The sequence below is a fragment of the Williamsia sp. Y844 genome (genome assembly GCF_056786475.1).
This window is the reverse complement of the sequence record NZ_JBXCJB010000004.1, coordinates 274812-292546: the sequence shown is the minus strand read 5'-3', so window position 1 is coordinate 292546 and position 17735 is coordinate 274812. Positions and strand designations below refer to the sequence as shown.

Here is a 17735-nt window from a genome sequence, read left to right as displayed (position 1 = left end):
CGATGAATTTCAAGTGTTCGAAAGATTTGCTGTTGTAACGTTTCTGGGTTCTATCCCGACATCACCGCGCCTCCGTTGACCGCGATGACCTGCCCTGTGATGTAGCCGGCGGCGTCGGAGCACAGGAACGCGCATGTTGCGCCGATGTCGTCGCCGCTCCCGACCCGCCCGGACGGGATCACCCGGGAGATGTACTTGGCCTCGGGGAGATGCTTGGCATCCTGCGCGGCCCGCAACATCGGGGTGTCGATGGTGAACGGGGGAACCGTGTTGACGGTGATTCCTTTGGCGGCGTACTCCAGGGCCAACGTCTTCGTGAACGCGATGACACCACCTTTGGTGGCCGAATAGTGGCCTTGGCGAAGCGCGCCGGTTTGCCCGGCCGCCGACGAGATCGTCACGATCCGGCCCCAACCGGCGTCCACCATGTCGCGTATCGCAGCCTGCGCGCAGAGGAAGGTGCCGGTGAGATTGACGGCGATGTACCGATTCCATTCGTCGAGGGTGATGTCTTCGAACGGGGTGAATCCGGAGACACCCGCGCTGGTCACCAGGATCTCGACAGGGCCGAGTTGGCTCCGGGCGGTATCGAATGCGGCGTTGACGGATGCTTGGTCCGCGACGTCCACGGCCACCGCCAACGCCTTGGACCCCGCTGCCCGTACGTCGGCGGCCACCCGCTCTGCGGCGCCGGTGTCGGTGTCGAGCACTGCCACCTGGTGACCCTGCCGCCCCAGATGGTGGCAGATCGATTCGCCCAAGCCCGATCCACCGCCGGTTACCACGGCTACGCGTCCGGACGGATCACTTTGCGCGGCATCTGTATTCATCGAACCTCCCGCTCATTGCTATACGGACGTACAGCATTCACATGTGTATAGCACAGGGAGAATGCGGAGCAGGTGGAAACGGTGACTCTCCTGGGGACTGTGCGTGGCCTGCCGGTTGTGTCGGACTACCGTGACGTGCATAGCCAACACGGAAGAACCGAGGTGCTGACATGACCGTCCCCGATACCACCACCGCCCTGTCGAACTTTCTCGACGGCATCCTCACCGGCAGCCTCGAGGTGATCGACCTGACCACGCCGCTGAGCAATTCGACCCCGGCGCTGCGCCTGCCCGAGCCGTTCGCGAACCTCATCGACTTCAGCCTCGAAGAGGTCAGCGCCTACAACGAACCCGGCCCGTTCTGGCGTCACAACAACATCCATACGGGTGAGCACATCGGCACCCATCTCGACGCACCGGTGCATTGGATCACCGGTCGCGACGGCGACGACGTATCGCAGATCCCGGTGCAGCGACTCATCGGGCCGGCCGCCGTCATCGACCTGACCACGAAGGTCGCCGACAACCCCGATTACCTCCTGAGCATCGCCGACGTCGAGGAGTGGGAAGCGGCCAACGGACCGCTCGCAGCGGGCGTGTGGCTGCTGCTGCGCACCGGCTGGGAGTCGCGGGGCGGATCCGAGGAGGAATTCCTCAACGCCGACGACACCGGCTCTCACACACCGGGCGTGGCGGCCGACTGTGCGCGCTGGCTGGCCACCGAGCGCGAGATCACCGGCCTCGGCGTGGAGACCGTCGGGGTGGACGCCGGTCTCGCGGGCGGTTTCGAACCCGCCTTCCCGGTACACAACTACTTCCTCGGCAACGACAAATACGGCATCACCTCACTGCGCAACCTCGGTCGACTCCCCACCACCGGCGCCCTGCTGGTGGTCAGCCCACTGCCCATCGTCGGCGGGACCGGTAGCCCGTCCCGCGTCCTGGCCGTCGTCGTCGGAGCAGGTGCAGCCGGAGCGGGTGCGTGAGCACCTACGGACCCACCGTTGCCGACGTCGTCGGACGCGTCCTGGCCGACCTCGGTGTCGGGCACGTGTTCGGGGTGGTCGGTAGCGGCAACTTTGTGATGACCAATGCGCTGCGTGCCGGGGGTGTGCCGTTTACCGCGGCCCGTCACGAAGGTGGGGCGGCGACGATGGCCGACGCGTACTCGCGGATGTCGTCACGGGTGGGAGTCGTGTCGCTGCACCAGGGTTGCGGCCTCACCAACGCGATGACCGGTATCACCGAGGCCGCCAAGAGCCGGACCCCGATGATCGTCCTGACCGCCGACAGTCCCGCGTCGGCGCTGCGCTCCAACTTTCGCATCGACCAGGACGCGCTGGTCACCAGCGTCGGCGCGATCAGTGATCGCGTGTATTCGGCGCAGACCGTCGTCGCAGATGTCACCCGTGCCTACCGGTGCGCGGTCGCCCGACGGCGCACCGTCGTCCTCAATGTCTCCATCGACATCGCAGCGCAGCGTGCCGGTGTGGAGGGCCCGATCGGGATCACGGTCGAAGAGCCGCGGGTGCGGCCCAACACCGATGCGGTCGCCCGGCTCGTCGACGCCATTCGCGGCTCGAAGCGGCCGGTGTTCGTCGCCGGTCGAGGCGCCCGCGACGCCGGCCGGCAGATCGCCGAACTCGCTTCGGCAAGTGGCGCTTTGGTTGCGACATCGGCGGTCGCCAACGGACTCTTCGCCGGCGACGCCTTCTCCCTCGGCATCTCCGGCGGGTTCTCGTCGCCGACCGCCGCCGAGTTGATCTCGGGCGCCGACCTCATCGTCGGCTGGGGATGCGCCCTCAACATGTGGACGATGCGGCACGGCCGATTGATCGGAACCGAGACCATCGTCGTCCAGGTCGACGACGATGTCGATGCGATCGGCGCGCACCGACCGGTCGGTTTCGGGGTCATCGGCGATTGTGCGCTGACCGCCACCGACGTTCTCGCGGAATTGTGGGGTGTGGAGCCGGAAGGGGCCAAGCGCTACCGGACTGCTGTGGTGCGGGCAAAGATTGCGGAATCGGCTCGCTGGCAGGATGTTCCGGTCGATGACTCGTCCAGCACCGATCGCATCGACTCACGTGCGCTGACCATCGCCCTCGACGAGATCCTGCCAACGGAGCGGATCGTATCCATCGATTCCGGCAACTTCATGGGTTACCCGTCCACCCATCTGTCCGTCCCCGACCACCATGGCTTCTGCTTCACCCAGGCATATCAATCGATCGGACTCGGGCTGTACACCGCGATCGGGGCTGGAATCGCACACCCCGACCGGCTCGGTGTCCTCGGTGCGGGCGACGGTGGATTTCTCATGGGTATCTCCGAAATCGACACCGCGGTACGCCTGCGTCTGCCGTTGGTCGCAATCGTCTACAACGACTCCGCCTACGGCGCAGAGGTGCACCACTTCGATGACGCCGACCACGAGACGGTGACCTTCCCCGAAACCGATATCGCTGCCATCGCACGGGGTTTCGGTGCTGACGGGGTCACTGTGCGCACCGTCGATGATCTGGACGAAGTGCGCACCTGGGTGGAGGGCTATCGCGCGGCAGGCGCTGCCCGACCCCTCGTGATCGACGCGAAGGTCACAGGCGACGGCGGATCCTGGTGGCTGGCCGAGGCGTTCGCGGGCCATTGACCCGGCCCGGCGCTGTTCACCGGTGCCCATCGACGTGTGTGTGGCACAGGGAGAATGCCGGGCACGTGAGAATGGTGATGGCCGAGCCCGTTGCGGTGAGCGACTGTGGCGGCGAGAGTACCGTGCGCCACATGAATTTCCAGATGTTCATCGGCCGATGATCGCCGGCATCGAATCCCAGCCGCGCACGGTGGAGCTGCGGGCTCGTCGAGCTTGAGCCAGGTCGATGTCCCACTCCGGGAACCGGTTCAGGACCTCTTCGAGTGCAACGCGGCCTTCGAGACGAGCGAGTGGGGCGCCGAGGCAGAAGTGCGCACCCTTGGCAAAGCTCAAGAGCGAACCGGGTTGCCGGTGGATGTCGAATCGGTCCGGGTTGTCGAAGGTGCGTTCGTCGCGGTTTGCCGAGGCCAGCATGAGCAGCAACGCGCTGCCGGCCGGAACCGTCTGTCCGTGGAGTTCAACATCTTCGGTCACGTATCGGGCGACGTGGGGTCCCGGGGGCTCGAAGCGAAGGAGTTCATCGATGGCGCCCGGGATGAGGGAGTGGTCCTGGGCCAGCTCCTTGCGCTGATCGGGGTGCTCGGCCAGCACCTTGCCCATCCAGCCGAACAGCCGACCGGTTGTCTCGACCCCGGCGCCTGCGATGACAGCCAGGAAGATGAGAAGTTCGTCCTTCCGGAGCCTCCGGGTGGCGCCGGTGTCGTCTTCGAACTCCACGCTCAGCAATTCGGTGATGAGGTCGTCGGAAGGATTCTTGATCCGCCAGTCGACGTAGTCGGTGAACATGTCACCGTCGAAGTAGTGGTCCTTCTTCACCGGTAGCGGCTCGCCGGGTTTGTTGCGCAACACGCGGTTTGCCTCGGCGCGCACACTCGGCTGGTCCGCATCGGGGATACCGACGAGCATCCCGATGGTTCGCATCGGCAGTTCCGCGCCCAGGTCGAGTACGAAGTCGAAGCGATCGGCGCCGACCAGGGGGTCGAGGCAGGCGTTGCAGAATGCGCGGACCTTGTCCTCGATCATCTTCATCTTCCGGGGTGTGAAAGCCCGGCCCACGATCTTGCGATGAATGGTGTGCAGGGGTGGGTCCTCGTTGATGAACACACCTGGCGGCATCACCGGGTCGGCCTTGACCACTTCGAGGATGTCGCCCTTTGCAGAACTGAACCGGTGCGGATCCCGCAACGTCGCGTCGATGTCGGCGTACCGGCTAAGGCCCCAGAAGTCGTGTCGTTCGTTGTAGTAGAGCGGCGACTCATCGCGCAGTCGTCGGTAGGTCGGATAAGGATCGATATCGATCTCGACATTCCACGGGTCGTAATACACATCGCTCACGAAACACTCCTTGATTTGGGTTTCGTGAGCGAGCATAGATCAACTGCTATACGCTCGTACAGCGAACGGTCCTACTTCGTCGGAACTGCTGTTGCATCGTCGAATTCGACTGGAGCACGTGTGGTTTCGGCTGTTGGACGCTCGGTATGGCAGCGCATCGAACAAAGGGGCAGTGAAATGAATGATCGATTCTCACTCGAAGGGCGCGTCGCGCTGGTGACAGGTGGTGGTACCGGTATCGGGCGCGGTGCCGCGCTGGTACTTGCCGAACATGGCGCGGATGTTGTGCTCGCCGGCCGTCGCCCTGATCCGCTGGAGTCGACAGCGAAGGAGATCGACGCGCTGGGACGCCGCGCGCTGGCGGTACCGGCGGATGTCAGTACCGCGACCGGATGTCAGGAGCTCGTGGATCGGACGGTGGCCGAGTTCGGTCGGGTGGACATCCTGGTCAACAGTGCCGGTGGTGCGCAGACGAAGTCGATCAAGAGGTGGACCGAGGAGGAGTTCGGTGACGTCTTTGCCCTCAACCTGGGCAGCGTCTGGAATCTGTCGCGGGCGGCTTCTGTTCACATGATCGAGCAGGGCAAAGGGGCGATCGTCAACATCTCGTCGGGGGCGAGCCTGCTGTCGATGCCGCAGGCAGCACCCTATGCCGCAGCGAAAGCGGCGGTCAACAACCTGACCGGCTCGATGGCAGCGGCATGGGCAGGCAAGGGAATTCGTGTCAACGCCATCGCGGTCGGCGCGGTCCGAGCGCCGACACTGACCGATGAGCTCGCGAAATACAACCTCGACCCGGACTCGGTGGCGGGGACCAATGGGCTCGGCCGGCTGGGTGAACCAGATGAAATCGGTTACGGCGTTTTGTTTTTAGCCTCCGATGCAGCAAGCTTCTGTTCGGGTCAAACGCTGTACATGCATGGTGCGCCCGGGCCTGCAGGCGTCTAGGTCCCGTGGGAGTCCGGGGCCGCGGGTCAGCTGCGGGTACGAGTCGACCGTTTCCGGGGGCGCGGTGACTTCGGCGGTTCGATCGAGTCGATGAATGTCTCGAAGGACGCCACGACATCTGCGTGGGCGTCGGTGATGCCCACACCCTTTTCGAGGTTCAGCAATTTCGGAATGCCGGAGATCAGGACCGTGAGACCTCCAGGGGAGAGCGGCAAGTCTGCGGTGCCGGTGGTGGCGGAGTCTGCAGCCAAGGTGTCGAGCTGGATCTGGCGTATCTGCGCGGTGACCTGGGCGATCTCGGCGCCGATTTTCGGACGGTGGTTGCCAAGTGCCATGAACTCGGTGACCAGTGCCCCCTTGGCTTCGGCCCAGCTGAACTCCCACATGACGTGCAGTGGCTCGTCGGGGCGGGCCTTCAGTGCTGCAGTGAGGCGCTGGGCGTTCTCCTCGGTGCGCCGGCGAAGGGCGGCGAGGAAGATGTCGTCGAGAGTGGGGAAGTAGTACTGGACGAGGCTCGGTGTCACGCCGGCCTTCGCTGCCAGCACCCGGTACGTGACGCTCGGATAACCGTCGGTGACCATGATCTTCTCGACGGTGTCGAGTATTACGTCCCTGGTCTTCGACGTTTCTGCGCCTACGCGCCGAGCCGATGGTGGCATGTTCGGAGTTCCTTACTTCGTTGAGTCTTGTTCATTTTCGCACCCGTCGCCCGCTGTACGACTGTATAGTGGCTGTGGGCTTGGTCGCAGCCGATTGGGGCCGAGTACCCGTAACAGGTCCGCACACGCGGAGAAGCATTGCGAAACGGAGAGACATGTCGACGCTCGAAACCACTCTGGAGCAGTTGCAGGCAGATGTTCTGTACCTCAAGGATCGGGCCGCGATCCTGGACTGCATCGCGCGACACGCGCGCGGATGCGATCGTCATGACGTCGACCTGATCACCGCGGCCTATCACCAGGATGCGGTCGACGAACACGGAAACGCGTCCAATCAGGGCCCCGAGTACGGGGAGTGGGCAAACAAGGTACATGCCGAGACGTCGAAGGTTCACACGCACAACATCACAACGCACTCGTGTGAGATCGACGGCGACACCGCGCATGCCGAGAGTTATGTCCTTGTGGTCCTGGTCGGGCTTGACGGAAAGACCGCGCAGTTCATCAGTGGTCGTTACCTCGACCGACTGGAGCGCCGAGACGGAGAGTGGCGCATCGCAATTCGTCGTTCGACGGTGGAGGCGATGTTCCTTGGTGATGCGCGTGTGCTCGGATCGTCCTTTTTTGTCGAGAAGGGCTACCTCGTGGGTACGCGTGATCGAACCGACCTATCCTATGAACGTCCACTGGAAATGGACATTCCGGCCCCAGCGCGGTGGTGATCGGAGTACCGTAACCGGCGATGCTGCCATGCGATCGGTAACCCATGGCACCCGGACATGTTCTGCTGCAGGGAGATAACGATGACGGACGTTCAGGTCGAAACCGGATTGCTTGCCGGTGATCAACGGATGCTGATCGATGGGAAGTTGGAGTACACCGCAAGTGGTGCACTTTTCGACGTGATCCATCCGGGGTCCGAGCAGGTGGCAGGCCAGGCGACGGATGGCACCGTCGCGGACATGGAGCGGGCCGTTGGTGCTGCACGTCGGGCATTTGACGAAACCGACTGGTCCCGGGATGTGGAATTCCGGTACCACTGTCTCACGCAGCTTCACGAGGCGCTCGAACGCAACAAAGAACGGATCCGCCGGATCGTGGTGACCGAGGTGGGTTGCCCGATCGGCATGACCGGCAGCCAGGTCGATGCCCCGATCGCCGAGGTCAAGCACTGGGCCGAGTACGGCCGAGCGTTCAACTACCTCGAGGACACCGGTGTCCACGAGACGGTGATGGGGCAGGCGCGGCATCTGATCCACTACGATCCCGTGGGTGTTGTCGGTGCGATCACGCCGTGGAATGTGCCGTTCTACCTGAACATCGCCGAGTCCGTGGCGCCGCTCATGGCCGGGAACACCGTGGTACTCAAGCCCGCTCAGTGGACACCGTGGTCCGGCAGCGAGCTGGGACGGATCGTCGCCGAGGAGACCGACATCCCGGCCGGGGTGTTCAATGTGGTGGTCTCCAACGCCAATGAGGTGGGTGCGGCGCTGTCGGCCGACCCGAGGGTCGACATGATCACGTTCACCGGGTCCACGGCCACCGGGCGGGCGATTCTCGCCGCCGGCGCCGCGACGGTGAAGAAATCAGTGATGGAACTGGGTGGCAAGTCCGCTCATATCGTCTGTGACGACGCCGATCTCACCGCTTGTCTGCCGATGGCGGCGGTGATGGCATGCGCGATGTCGGGACAGAGTTGCATCCTGCCCAGCCGTATTCTGTTGCCGCGTAGCCGATACGAAGAGGGGCTGGCGATACTGGCGGCAACGATGCAGAACATACCGATCGGTGACCCCTGGCAAGAGGGCATCATGCACGGCCCGCAGATCAGTGAAACCCAACGGAACAAAGTCCTCGGGCTGATCAAGTCGGGTATCGATTCCGGAGCCAGGGTGATCACCGGCGGTGGCATCCCGGAGAACCTACAGACCGGGTACTACGTCGAGCCAACACTGCTCGCCGATGTCGATCCCGATTCGCAAGTGGCGCAGGAGGAGATCTTCGGCCCGGTTCTGACCGTGATCCCGTATGACACCGACGACGAGGCAATTGCCATCGCCAACAACTCGATCTACGGATTGTCGGGTGAGGTCAGCAGTGCCGACAACGACAGGGCATTACGAATTGCCCAGCGGTTGCGAACCGGCAGTGTCACCGTCAACAGCAAATCGTTCTTCGGGATCACCAGCCCGTTCGGCGGTACCAAGCAAAGTGGCCTCGGTCGTCGCAACGGTGACTTCGGCTTCAAGGAGTACCTCGAGGTCAAGACCATCGGTCAGCCTGTGTAGGACCAGGCCGCCAATCGGCTCGTTTGGAGGTTCGGTAATCACAGGAAGCAGGGAGTGCGATGGGAACGGCAAACAACTGGGGGCGCTGGGGCGCCGATGACGAGCGTGGAGCGCTCAATTTGCTCACCCCGGATGTTGTCAAGAACGCCCTGAGTGTGCCGACAACGGGCAAGGTCTATTCGCTGGGTATACCGATCCACCGATCCGGAACTCCGATTTTCGAGTTTCGCGGCGCGCCGCAGCGTCTGACACTCGGGGGGCAGGGTGATGAAGCCTTTCATCGCTCGGTTGGCGGAGTCGAGGGTGTGGGTGCCAACGAGGACATGCTTGTGATGGCGGCGCACACCGCCACCCATCTCGATGCTCTCGGGCATATATTTGAGGACCGAAAGTTCTACAACGGCTTCTCTGCGGACGACGTCTCACCGATGATCGGCGCGCCGCGATGCGGTATCGACAAGATCGGCACCATAGTCGGCCGTGGGGTGCTTGTGGATGTGGCGGCAACTCTCGGAGTCACCGCACTCGAGCCCGGGCACGTCATCACGGTGGCCGAGTTCGAGCAGGCGTTGTCGAGTCAGTCCGTCGAACTTCGTTCGGGCGACATCGTATTGATTCGTACCGGTTGGCTCGAGGGTTACATGAATCCAGATGGTGGATTCGACATTCATCCACAGCCCGGTATCGGCCTCGAGTTGGCGAATCATCTTGCCGCGTTGGATGTGTCAGTGGTCGGGGCGGACAATTCGGCGGTAGAGGCGTTGCCGTTCGACCAGGGGATCTACCTGGGATCGCATCTTGTTCTGCTGGTGCGCCATGGAATACACCTGGTGGAACATGTTGCGCTGCAGGAGTTGTCGCAGGATCGGTGCTACGAGTTCCTGCTCACCATCGCGCCACTGAACGTCCCCGGAGCGACAGGCAGTCCCGTGACGCCCATCGCGATCGGGTAATCCGCCTCCGCAAACGAGCCGGAAATACGAAGACGAGCCACAAATACCGAATATGTGGCTCGTCTTCGTAGAACTGGCTCGTATGGGAGGTGGTTGGGATCGGCAGCGTTCAGTAGTCCACGGCGTCTCGAATGATGGGGCAGGTCATGCAGTGCCCACCACCGCGACCCCGGCCGAGTTCGGCTCCGACGATGGTGATGACCTCGACCCCGGCTTTACGGAGCAGTGTGTTGGTCAACGTGTTGCGGTCGTATGTGAAGACCACACCGGGTTCCAGTGCGACCGCATTGTTGCCGCTGTCCCATTGCTGTCGTTCGGATTGGTAGACGTCGCCGCCGGTTTCGATGACGTGCAAAGACTTCAGATTGAGAGCTTTCGCGACGACGTCGACAAATGCCGCACCCTCGTTGTCGATGACATGAACGCCCGGCGCGGTATCCGAGGGCACGAGGGTGAAGGTGTGCACCGCATTCATGATCGTGGGATAGAGCGTTACGATATCGCGGTCGGCGAAGGTGAAGACGGTGTCGAGATGCATCGCCGCCCGCAGTTTGGGCATACCTGCCACGATGATCCGTTCGGCGGCACCTTGGGCAAACAATGCCGCGGCGACCTGTGTGATCGCCTGCCGCGACGTACGTTCACTCATCCCCATCAGAACGACACCGTTACCAACCGGCATGATGTCGCCACCCTCGAATGTTGCCTGGCCCCACTCGGTGTCAGGATCACCCCACCACACGGTGGAACCGACGAAGTCGGGATGGAAGTCGTAGATCGCCTTGTAGATGAGTGTTTCGTCTTTGCGGGCCGGCCAGTAGAGGGGATTGAGGGTCACCCCTCCGTACAACCAGCAGGTGGTATCCCTCGTGTACAGAGTGTTTGGTAGCGGTGGCATCAAATAGTCACGGGGACCGGCCGATTCGCGGGCCAGACTGACGTACCCGGAGCGGAAGTCGTCGGGTAGGTCCGCGGTGGACAGGCCGCCGATCAGTACTTCGGCAAGGTGCCGGGGCTCAAGGGTTTCCAGGTACCCGCGGGTGTCGTCGACCAGACCGAGCCCGACTCGGTTGGGAACGATCTTTCTGTCCAGCAACCAATCTCGGGCACCGGGGGTGCGCATCGTCTCGGCCAGCGCGTCGTGCAACTCGACCACATCGACACCGCGCCCGGTGAGCTTGTTGACGAAGTCGGCGTGGTCGCGCTGCGCGTTTTCCACCCACATCACGTCGTCGAACAACAGGTCGTCGCTGTTCGTGGGAGTCAGGCGGCGGTGTGCGAGGCCTGGGGCGCACACCATCACCTTGCGAAGGCGGCCGACTTCGGAATGAACGCCGTACGTGGTGGCGGGCGAGGAACCTGAACTGCTGGTCATCGTTGTCCTTTCGCGCTGGGTCGAGCAAACTGATCACTGGCCGGATGCAGGTCAGATGGTGATGTATCCCATTGCCAGGCCGATGATTCCGGCGATGGCTCCGGTGAAGAGCACGCCGCAGAGAACCATCTCTGGGAGTGTGAAGGTGCGCTCACCGGCCTCGCGGCGAGACTTGATGTAGAGAGCTGTGCCCGGCGCGTAAACGATGCACGAGAGCAGCAGGAACTCGGGGCCGGCGGCGACGATGAGGAACAGGGTGTAGATGGTTGCCAGGACCGCGATGATCAGCGGCCGCTTTTCGATTGTGGCGCCGGGTTTTCGGTCGATCGCGATCTTGAGTGCGTAGGCCGCCGCGAGGAAATAGGGGATCAGCGACAAGCTTGTACACAGGTCGAGTAAGAAGTTGAGCGCGTCGTCGGAGAACAGCACCACAACAATCAGCGCCTGCACCATCACAGACGTGAGCAACAACGCTGCGATCGGTGCTCCGGCACCATTCTTGCGGCGCAGAAAGCGCGGCATGTCCTGATCCTCGGCGGGTATGAACAGCACCTCGGCAGCCATCAGGGTCCACGCGAGATATGCGCCGAGAACGGAGACCACCACACCGACGCTGATGAATGCGCTGCCCCAGTCGCCGACGATGTCTGCGAGGAGTGGTGCCATCGAGGGTTGGCGCAGGTCGGCGATCTCCTCGCGGGGCAACACACCGTACGACAGCAGAGTCACTGATGCGAAGACGCACAGGACGCTGACAAATCCCAACACCGTTGCCCGGCCGACGTCTTCGCGTCGGCGGGCGTATCGTGAATAGACGCTGGCGCCTTCGATGCCGAGAAACACGAATACCGTGATCACCATGGTGTCCTTGACCTGTTCGACCACCGCGGACACCGAGAACTCGTCAGTACCCCAGAAGTTGTCGTAGAAGACACCGGTGTCCAGGGCGAGGGCGGCCAGCACGATGAACACCAGGATCGGCACAATTTTTGCAACGGTGACGATGCGGTTGATGACCGCTGCATCCTTCACCCCACGCGCTATCAGCGCCGCAAACACCCAGATCCCGATTGTCGACAACACCGCGGCGAGGACGGTGTCACCTTTACCCAGCGCCGGCCAGGCCTGGCCGATCGTGGTCATGATGAACACCCAGTAGAAGGCGTTGCCCGCACAGGCACTCGCCCAGTACCCGAACCCGGAATTGAATCCGACGTAGTCGCCGAATCCGGCCTTGGCGTAGGAGAACACACCCGCGTTGAGGTCCGGTTTTCGAACCGCGAGATGCTGGAAAACCAGTGCCAGGGTCAACATTCCGGCTCCGGCGATGATCCATGCGATGATCGCGGCCAACGCTCCGGCGGAACCACCGAACCGGGCGGGCAGCGAGAACACCCCGGCGCCGATCATCGACCCCACGACCATTGCGGTCAGGGTGGGAAGACTCATTCGCGATGAACTTGTGGCAACTTCTTCACTGGTGGTGGCCATACGCCCATTTCCCATGCGCCGGGCATGTGCCATTTGTTGAACGCCATCCTTGAAAATAAACGATAGCCGTTCCGGCGTGAATGTGAAGCGCAACTAAGCGAATCCACCTTTATGCTGCGATTAAGGCTCTGACCGTTAACCTCTCGTTTGCGAACGGCGAGGGGAAAGGGTCAGATCTTGAAGCGGCCGGCGAACCCGCGCAACGGCATGTCGGCGCTGGTGAGAATGCCGGGCTTGGCATCGACGACACTTCTGATCGCGTTGAGTGCCGGAAGCCCGGTGACGGTCATGCCGATTGATGCGAAGTCTTCCGGATTGTCCAGTTTGACACCGGGTTTGGGGAAGATCATGTGTTTGCTGTAGATGTTCGGGTCGCCCGAGATCTGGGTGATGTAGCAGCCCTTGATGTCCCAGGACGGACTGGTGTACGGGGTCATCTGCCATTCGAGGTGCGATTCGATGCGGGGTACCCCGTCGACCAGACCCTGGTACTTGATGTAGTTGGCGCCCAACGAACCCTTGGGTAGTTGATACCAGCCGAGGTCGATGTCCTTGGTGCAGGCGCCGAGTTCGTAGGAGAACGTCACGTCGTCGAGTTCGAGGCCGAAGCAGTCGGCCATCAGGTACACGCTGTCGGCGAAGACGCGGGTGTATTTCTCGAGGGAGCCCGGGATGCTCGGGTCATCGACCGAGACACCGTAACCGACCTCTTTCCAGGTGTCGACCGAGTGGTGGCAGGAGACGTCCACCGATTCGATCACGGTGACGTTCTCGATCTCCGACACATCGGCGCTGTGTGCCACCGCGAGGATCTGGTTGAGACCGGGATTCATCCCGGTGCCGTAGAACGTCGAACCCCCACGCAGACAGGCATCCTGCAAAACCTCGGATACTTTTCGGCCCGACGGGTGTGGGTGGTTCTGGTTGCGATGGTGCCCGGTGATCCAGTCTGCGGTCGTGACGATGTTGATCCCGGCTTCGAGGACCTTTTCATAAAGCGCTTCGTCGGGGAAGACCCCGTGGAAGGTGAGTACGTCCGGCCGGGCAGCGAGTATCTCCTCGACGGTTCCGGTGGCAGTCACCCCGTTGGGGTCGAGCCCGGCGAGCTCGCCTGCATCGCGCCCGATCTTCTCCGGTGTGTAGCAGTGCAATCCGACCAATTCGAGATCTGGATGGTTGCCGATGCGCTTGATCATCTCGGTGCCGACGTTGCCCGTCGCCACCTGGAATACGCGGATGCGGTCGGCCTCTGTGGTGCTCATCGGTGAAGTCCTTTCGTCGGGTAGAACTGCGTGGCCCATTGCCGCAATTGCGTGAAGCCCTCGTATTCGCCCCGGGACAGGGCTGGTGGGTCGGAGTAGCGCTGATGTGACCAGATGTTGATGTCGGCGACAAACTGCTCGATGACCGCATCGGCGAGAAACTTTGCCCCGGACGGGATCTCGGTGCGTTGGTCGTTCGGCTTCCGGCCGATCCAGACGCTGAAACGAATGTCTGAGGTGAGTTCGTCGACGGGTGTCACGGCGGTGAGTGTGCGATTGTCGATCATGCCCCAGCTTTTTGTGGCGGCGACCCCCAGTCCGGCATTGATCGCCTGTACTCCGCTGTTGACGTCTTCTGCCTTGGTGTTCTCGTCGAAGGCGATGGTGAAGTCGACATAGGACGTCGGCTCGCGAAAGTCGTGCCGGGTGATGTCGGGCATGAACGGGACCTTGTGGACGAACTTGAAGTGTGCGAAGTCCACCCCGTTCTCCATGACGTACTGCGGATGCAACTCCAAGTCGGGCCGATAGAGCGTTGCCTGCGGATACGACGGGTAATAGTCTGCGGCAGTGCAGTTGTCGTCGAATCCCGCCAGGACGTCGGGTACATCGAAATATGGTTCGGCACCGTCGACGTCGTGCCAGATGAAGATCGATTCGTTGAGTTCGGCCACCGGATAGGTTCGGATGCGGCGACCCTTGTTCGGGTGCTTCTCGTAGGGGATGCAGACGTTGCGGCCCTGGCTGTTCCACTCCCACCCATGGAATGGGCAGACGATGCGATCGCCTTCGACATGTCCGCCGTAGCCGAGGTGCGCGCCGAGATGCTCACAGTAGGCGTCCATCACGGAGACTTCGCCGGTGGCGGATCGCCACGCGACCATCTCGGTGTCGAAGTACTTCATCCGGTGGACTTCGCCGACCCCGATCTCGGCAGCCCATGCCACCTGGAACCAGCCGGTGGGTTTCATCGACAGTGGCGTTCTGGCCATCTGGCATCCCTTCGTCCGACGGTGACCGACTCGATCTGTCCAGAATCGTAGTGGGGTCTGTGAAAAAAGAACAGAGGCTTCGGTGAAACTCGGTTTCGCGCGTGCAGCAGATAGAGTTGCCCACGTGAGCGAATCGGGCGTGGTCGGCAGGCGCAGCAACAAACGCGGCCTGGCCACCCGAGAATCGATGTTGGACACCGCATTACGGACGCTGGCGACCGACGACCCGGCGGCGGTGTCAGGCAATCGGATCGCCAAGGAAATCGGTGCGACCTGGGGTGCGGTCAAATATCAGTTCGGCGACATCGACGGACTGTGGGCGGCGGTTCTGCAACGTATCGCGGACCGTCGGGGCGATCTTCCGGTCAGTGCGCCCGCCGACGCGTCACTGCAGGTACGGGTCGGCGCCATCGTCGACAACATGTACGAGGGTCTGACCGTCGGTGACTCCCGGGCGATCGAGAACCTGCGGGCCGCGCTGCCGCGTGACCGCGCCGAGCTCGAACGCCTGTTTCCGCGCACCGCCGCAGAATTCGAATCGTGGGGTCAGGCCTGGCTGGACACGTGCCGTCGGGCCTTTGCCGGCCTGGACGTGGATCTCGACCGGGTTGCCGAGGTGGCCGCGTTCATCCCCGGCGCGATGCGCGGGATCGTGTCGGAGAAACAGCTCGGCACATACACAGATCTCGACCTTGCGCGGCGCGGGATCACCAACGCGATCGTCGCCTACCTGCAGCCCCGGTGATGTGATTCCGCGGTGACCTACTGAAGGATCGCTCGTTCGACATTGGTCAGTTCGTCGAGAACCGTTTGCAGTGCCGGATTGGGATCGTCGGTGCGCCAGGCGGCCCGCAGATCGACATCGGGTACGGGATCGGCGACGGGGATGAAGACGACCTGGGGATCGTTGACATTTCTGGCCACCGAAGCCAGCGTCAGATGGACGCCGACCTCGGCACTGACCAGCGCCAGGGCGGTCTGAGTGTCGGGGGCGATCTGTGCGATGGCGACAACAAATCCACCTTCGTGGGCCAGGCGGCGCAGCCGATCCGGTAGGACCGATCCCTCGTGTGGCGGCAACGAGATGAAGTTGTCCTGCGCCAGCGCGGCGATCGAGACCTGACGAGCTGTTGACAGCCGGTGCGTGTCGGGTACCGCCACCACCAAGGAATCGATCATGACCACGCGCACGGACACCTCGGCCGGGATGACATCCCACCGCCCGAAGTTGATGTCGGTCTCGCCACCGAGCAGCTTTGTCATCGATGGCTGAGCGAAGTTCTGGCTGGAGAGCTCCAGCGCGATACCCGGACGGCGGGAGCGCACCTCCCGGGCCAGCCGAGCGACGAGTCGATGGGTCGAGACGCCGGCAAAGGCGATCCGGACCAGGCCGACATCTCCGCTGTCGGCGCCGCGCACCGCATCGCTCGCGCGCCGAACCGCGTCGAGGACCTCGGTCGCCGGCTCGATCAGTGCCCGACCGCTGACGGTCAGCTTCACCGAACGGGTGTTGCGCTCGAACAGGGTGGTCCCGAGGTCCCGTTCGAGCCCTTTGATGATCCGGCTCAGTGGTGGCTGCGCCATGTCGAGACGGGCGGCGGCTCGTCCGAAGTGGAGCTCGTCCGCAACAGCGAGGAACGCGCGCAGTTGTGCCACGTCCATGAGATGGGTCCCTCTCGTCGATTATTGCGATAGCCGTATTACAGAAGCCCGGATTGGGTATTGGACCGATCATAATAATGGCGCAATAGTGTTGGAATGGACACGCTCAATCCGGACGTACCCGACGACGTCTTCGCTGACATCCTCAAGCAGGTCAACCAGTTCGTGCGGACTCGTGTGGTGCCGCGTGAGCTCGAGATCATGAACACCGACACGATCCCCGACGACCTGCGCACCCAGGTGGCGCAGATGGGTCTTTTCGGTTACGCGATACCCCAGGAGTGGGGCGGCCTCGGGCTCAATCTGATCCAAGACGTCGAACTGGCAATGGAATTGGGCTACACCTCGTTGTCCCTCCGATCGATGTTCGGGACCAATAACGGGATCGCCGGTCAGGTGCTGGTCGGCTTCGGTACGGATGAGCAACGTGCACAGTGGTTGCCGGGCATAGCTTCTGGAGACGTGGTCGCGTCCTTCGCGCTCACCGAACCCGGTGCGGGTTCCAATCCGGCCGGACTGAAGACCACCGCCAGGGTCGATGGTGACGGATGGATCATCGATGGTGGCAAGCGGTACATCACCAACGCGCCGAACGCGCATCTGTTTGTTGTCTTCGCACGCATCTCACCGGCACCGGAGACCGGCAACGGCATCGCGGTCTTCCTTGTTCCGGCCTCCGCGCAGGGTGTCGAGATCGGTCCGAAGGACGCGAAGATGGGACAAGAAGGTGCTGCCACCGCAGAGGTGCGCTTCAGCGGGGTTCGGGTGGGGCAGGAAACGCTTGTCGGGGGAGACGGCGACGTCGGATACCGCGCTGCGATGACATCGCTCGCACGTGGTCGGGTGCACATCGCCGCCCTGGCGGTCGGTCAGGCCCAGCGGGCGCTCGACGAGTCGGTTGCGTATGCGGCGACCGCAACCCAGGGTGGTGCCGCGATCGGGGATTTCCAACTGGTGCAGGCGATGCTGGCCGACCAGTACACCGGCGTCATGGCCGGACGCGCCATCGTGCGTGATGCGGCGCGGGCCTGGGTCGAAGGAACCGACCGCCGCATCGCGCCCTCGGCGGCAAAGCTGTTCTGCACAGAGATGGTCGGCAAGGTGGCCGATCTCGCGGTTCAGGTACACGGCGGCGCCGGATATATGCGGGACGTGCCGGTGGAACGGATCTACCGGGACGTCCGGGTGCTTCGGTTGTATGAGGGGACCAGCGAGATCCAGCGCCTCGTCATCGGCGGTGGCCTGATCCGGGCCGAGAAGAAGAAGCTGTCATGACACTGCCGCTCGAGG

General features: G+C 62.9%; 16 protein-coding genes. 8 read left to right on the top strand and 8 right to left on the bottom strand.

Going from position 1 to position 17735, the window contains the following annotated elements:
- Positions 1 to 50 precede the first annotated feature (50 nt).
- Positions 51 to 830 carry an SDR family NAD(P)-dependent oxidoreductase gene (locus tag AC1TQG_RS22480; protein WP_482140405.1) on the bottom strand — a complete coding sequence of 260 codons (780 nt, stop codon included), beginning with the start codon at positions 828 to 830 and terminating at the stop codon, positions 51 to 53.
- Between the two features lie 170 nt (positions 831 to 1000).
- Here AC1TQG_RS22480 and AC1TQG_RS22475 point away from each other — a divergent pair, with 170 nt between their 5' ends.
- Together AC1TQG_RS22475 and AC1TQG_RS22470 are read left to right on the top strand one after the other, a co-directional pair.
- On the top strand, positions 1001 to 1816 hold the full coding sequence (locus tag AC1TQG_RS22475) for a cyclase family protein (protein ID WP_482140403.1): 816 nt from the start codon (positions 1001 to 1003) through the stop codon (positions 1814 to 1816).
- Positions 1813 to 3480, top strand: a complete 1668-nt coding sequence (locus tag AC1TQG_RS22470; RefSeq protein ID WP_482140401.1) for a thiamine pyrophosphate-binding protein — start codon at positions 1813 to 1815, stop codon at positions 3478 to 3480. The genes AC1TQG_RS22475 and AC1TQG_RS22470 overlap by 4 nt, the downstream gene beginning before the upstream one ends.
- A 147-nt stretch (positions 3481 to 3627) precedes the next feature.
- Here AC1TQG_RS22470 and AC1TQG_RS22465 read toward each other — a convergent pair whose 3' ends face one another.
- On the bottom strand, positions 3628 to 4815 hold the full coding sequence (locus AC1TQG_RS22465) for a cytochrome P450 (protein ID WP_482140399.1): 1188 nt from the start codon (positions 4813 to 4815) through the stop codon (positions 3628 to 3630).
- Positions 4816 to 4992: 177 nt separating this feature from the next.
- On the opposite strand from AC1TQG_RS22465, the gene AC1TQG_RS22460 reads away from it, so the two are divergent.
- Positions 4993 to 5763 (top strand): SDR family NAD(P)-dependent oxidoreductase, encoded by a 771-nt coding sequence (locus tag AC1TQG_RS22460; RefSeq protein ID WP_482140397.1) that lies wholly within the window; start codon positions 4993 to 4995, stop codon positions 5761 to 5763.
- 26 nt (positions 5764 to 5789) lie between these two features.
- Here the strand turns inward: AC1TQG_RS22460 and AC1TQG_RS22455 are convergent, their stop codons facing one another.
- The gene (locus tag AC1TQG_RS22455) at positions 5790 to 6422 is read right to left on the bottom strand and encodes a TetR/AcrR family transcriptional regulator (RefSeq protein WP_482140396.1); all 633 of its coding nucleotides are present in this window, start codon (positions 6420 to 6422) and stop codon (positions 5790 to 5792) included.
- A 155-nt stretch (positions 6423 to 6577) separates the two neighbouring features.
- Between AC1TQG_RS22455 and AC1TQG_RS22450 the strand changes: the two genes are divergently transcribed.
- The 3 genes from AC1TQG_RS22450 to AC1TQG_RS22440 all read left to right on the top strand — a co-directional run bounded on the left by AC1TQG_RS22450 (position 6578) and on the right by AC1TQG_RS22440 (position 9663).
- The gene (locus tag AC1TQG_RS22450; protein WP_482140394.1) at positions 6578 to 7144 is read left to right on the top strand and encodes a nuclear transport factor 2 family protein; all 567 of its coding nucleotides are present in this window, start codon (positions 6578 to 6580) and stop codon (positions 7142 to 7144) included.
- Positions 7145 to 7225: 81 nt separating this feature from the next.
- Positions 7226 to 8710, top strand: coding sequence for an aldehyde dehydrogenase family protein (locus AC1TQG_RS22445; RefSeq protein WP_482140393.1), 1485 nt, complete (start codon positions 7226 to 7228; stop codon positions 8708 to 8710).
- A gap of 59 nt (positions 8711 to 8769) precedes the next feature.
- A complete protein-coding gene (locus AC1TQG_RS22440; protein ID WP_482140391.1) occupies positions 8770 to 9663 on the top strand; it encodes a cyclase family protein in 894 nt (297 codons plus the stop codon).
- A gap of 109 nt (positions 9664 to 9772) precedes the next feature.
- Here the strand turns inward: AC1TQG_RS22440 and AC1TQG_RS22435 are convergent, their stop codons facing one another.
- The 4 genes from AC1TQG_RS22435 to AC1TQG_RS22420 form a co-directional block, all read right to left on the bottom strand.
- Entirely contained in the window at positions 9773 to 11038 is a 1266-nt protein-coding gene (locus AC1TQG_RS22435) for an arginine deiminase (protein ID WP_482140389.1), read from the bottom strand.
- Between the two features lie 51 nt (positions 11039 to 11089).
- A complete protein-coding gene (locus AC1TQG_RS22430) occupies positions 11090 to 12529 on the bottom strand; it encodes a basic amino acid/polyamine antiporter (RefSeq protein ID WP_482140387.1) in 1440 nt (479 codons plus the stop codon).
- A 170-nt stretch (positions 12530 to 12699) separates the two neighbouring features.
- A complete protein-coding gene (locus AC1TQG_RS22425) occupies positions 12700 to 13791 on the bottom strand; it encodes an NAD(P)H-dependent amine dehydrogenase family protein (protein ID WP_482140385.1) in 1092 nt (363 codons plus the stop codon).
- A complete protein-coding gene (locus AC1TQG_RS22420; protein WP_482140383.1) occupies positions 13788 to 14783 on the bottom strand; it encodes a Rieske 2Fe-2S domain-containing protein in 996 nt (331 codons plus the stop codon). Before AC1TQG_RS22420 ends, AC1TQG_RS22425 begins: the two co-directional genes overlap by 4 nt.
- A 187-nt stretch (positions 14784 to 14970) precedes the next feature.
- On the opposite strand from AC1TQG_RS22420, the gene AC1TQG_RS22415 reads away from it, so the two are divergent.
- On the top strand, positions 14971 to 15528 hold the full coding sequence (locus tag AC1TQG_RS22415) for a TetR/AcrR family transcriptional regulator (RefSeq protein ID WP_482141423.1): 558 nt from the start codon (positions 14971 to 14973) through the stop codon (positions 15526 to 15528).
- A 17-nt stretch (positions 15529 to 15545) separates the two neighbouring features.
- Here the strand turns inward: AC1TQG_RS22415 and AC1TQG_RS22410 are convergent, their stop codons facing one another.
- On the bottom strand, positions 15546 to 16445 hold the full coding sequence (locus tag AC1TQG_RS22410; protein WP_482140381.1) for a LysR substrate-binding domain-containing protein: 900 nt from the start codon (positions 16443 to 16445) through the stop codon (positions 15546 to 15548).
- A 96-nt stretch (positions 16446 to 16541) separates the two neighbouring features.
- On the opposite strand from AC1TQG_RS22410, the gene AC1TQG_RS22405 reads away from it, so the two are divergent.
- Positions 16542 to 17720, top strand: coding sequence for an acyl-CoA dehydrogenase family protein (locus tag AC1TQG_RS22405; RefSeq protein ID WP_482140379.1), 1179 nt, complete (start codon positions 16542 to 16544; stop codon positions 17718 to 17720).
- The last annotated feature ends 15 nt before the right edge of the window (positions 17721 to 17735 follow it).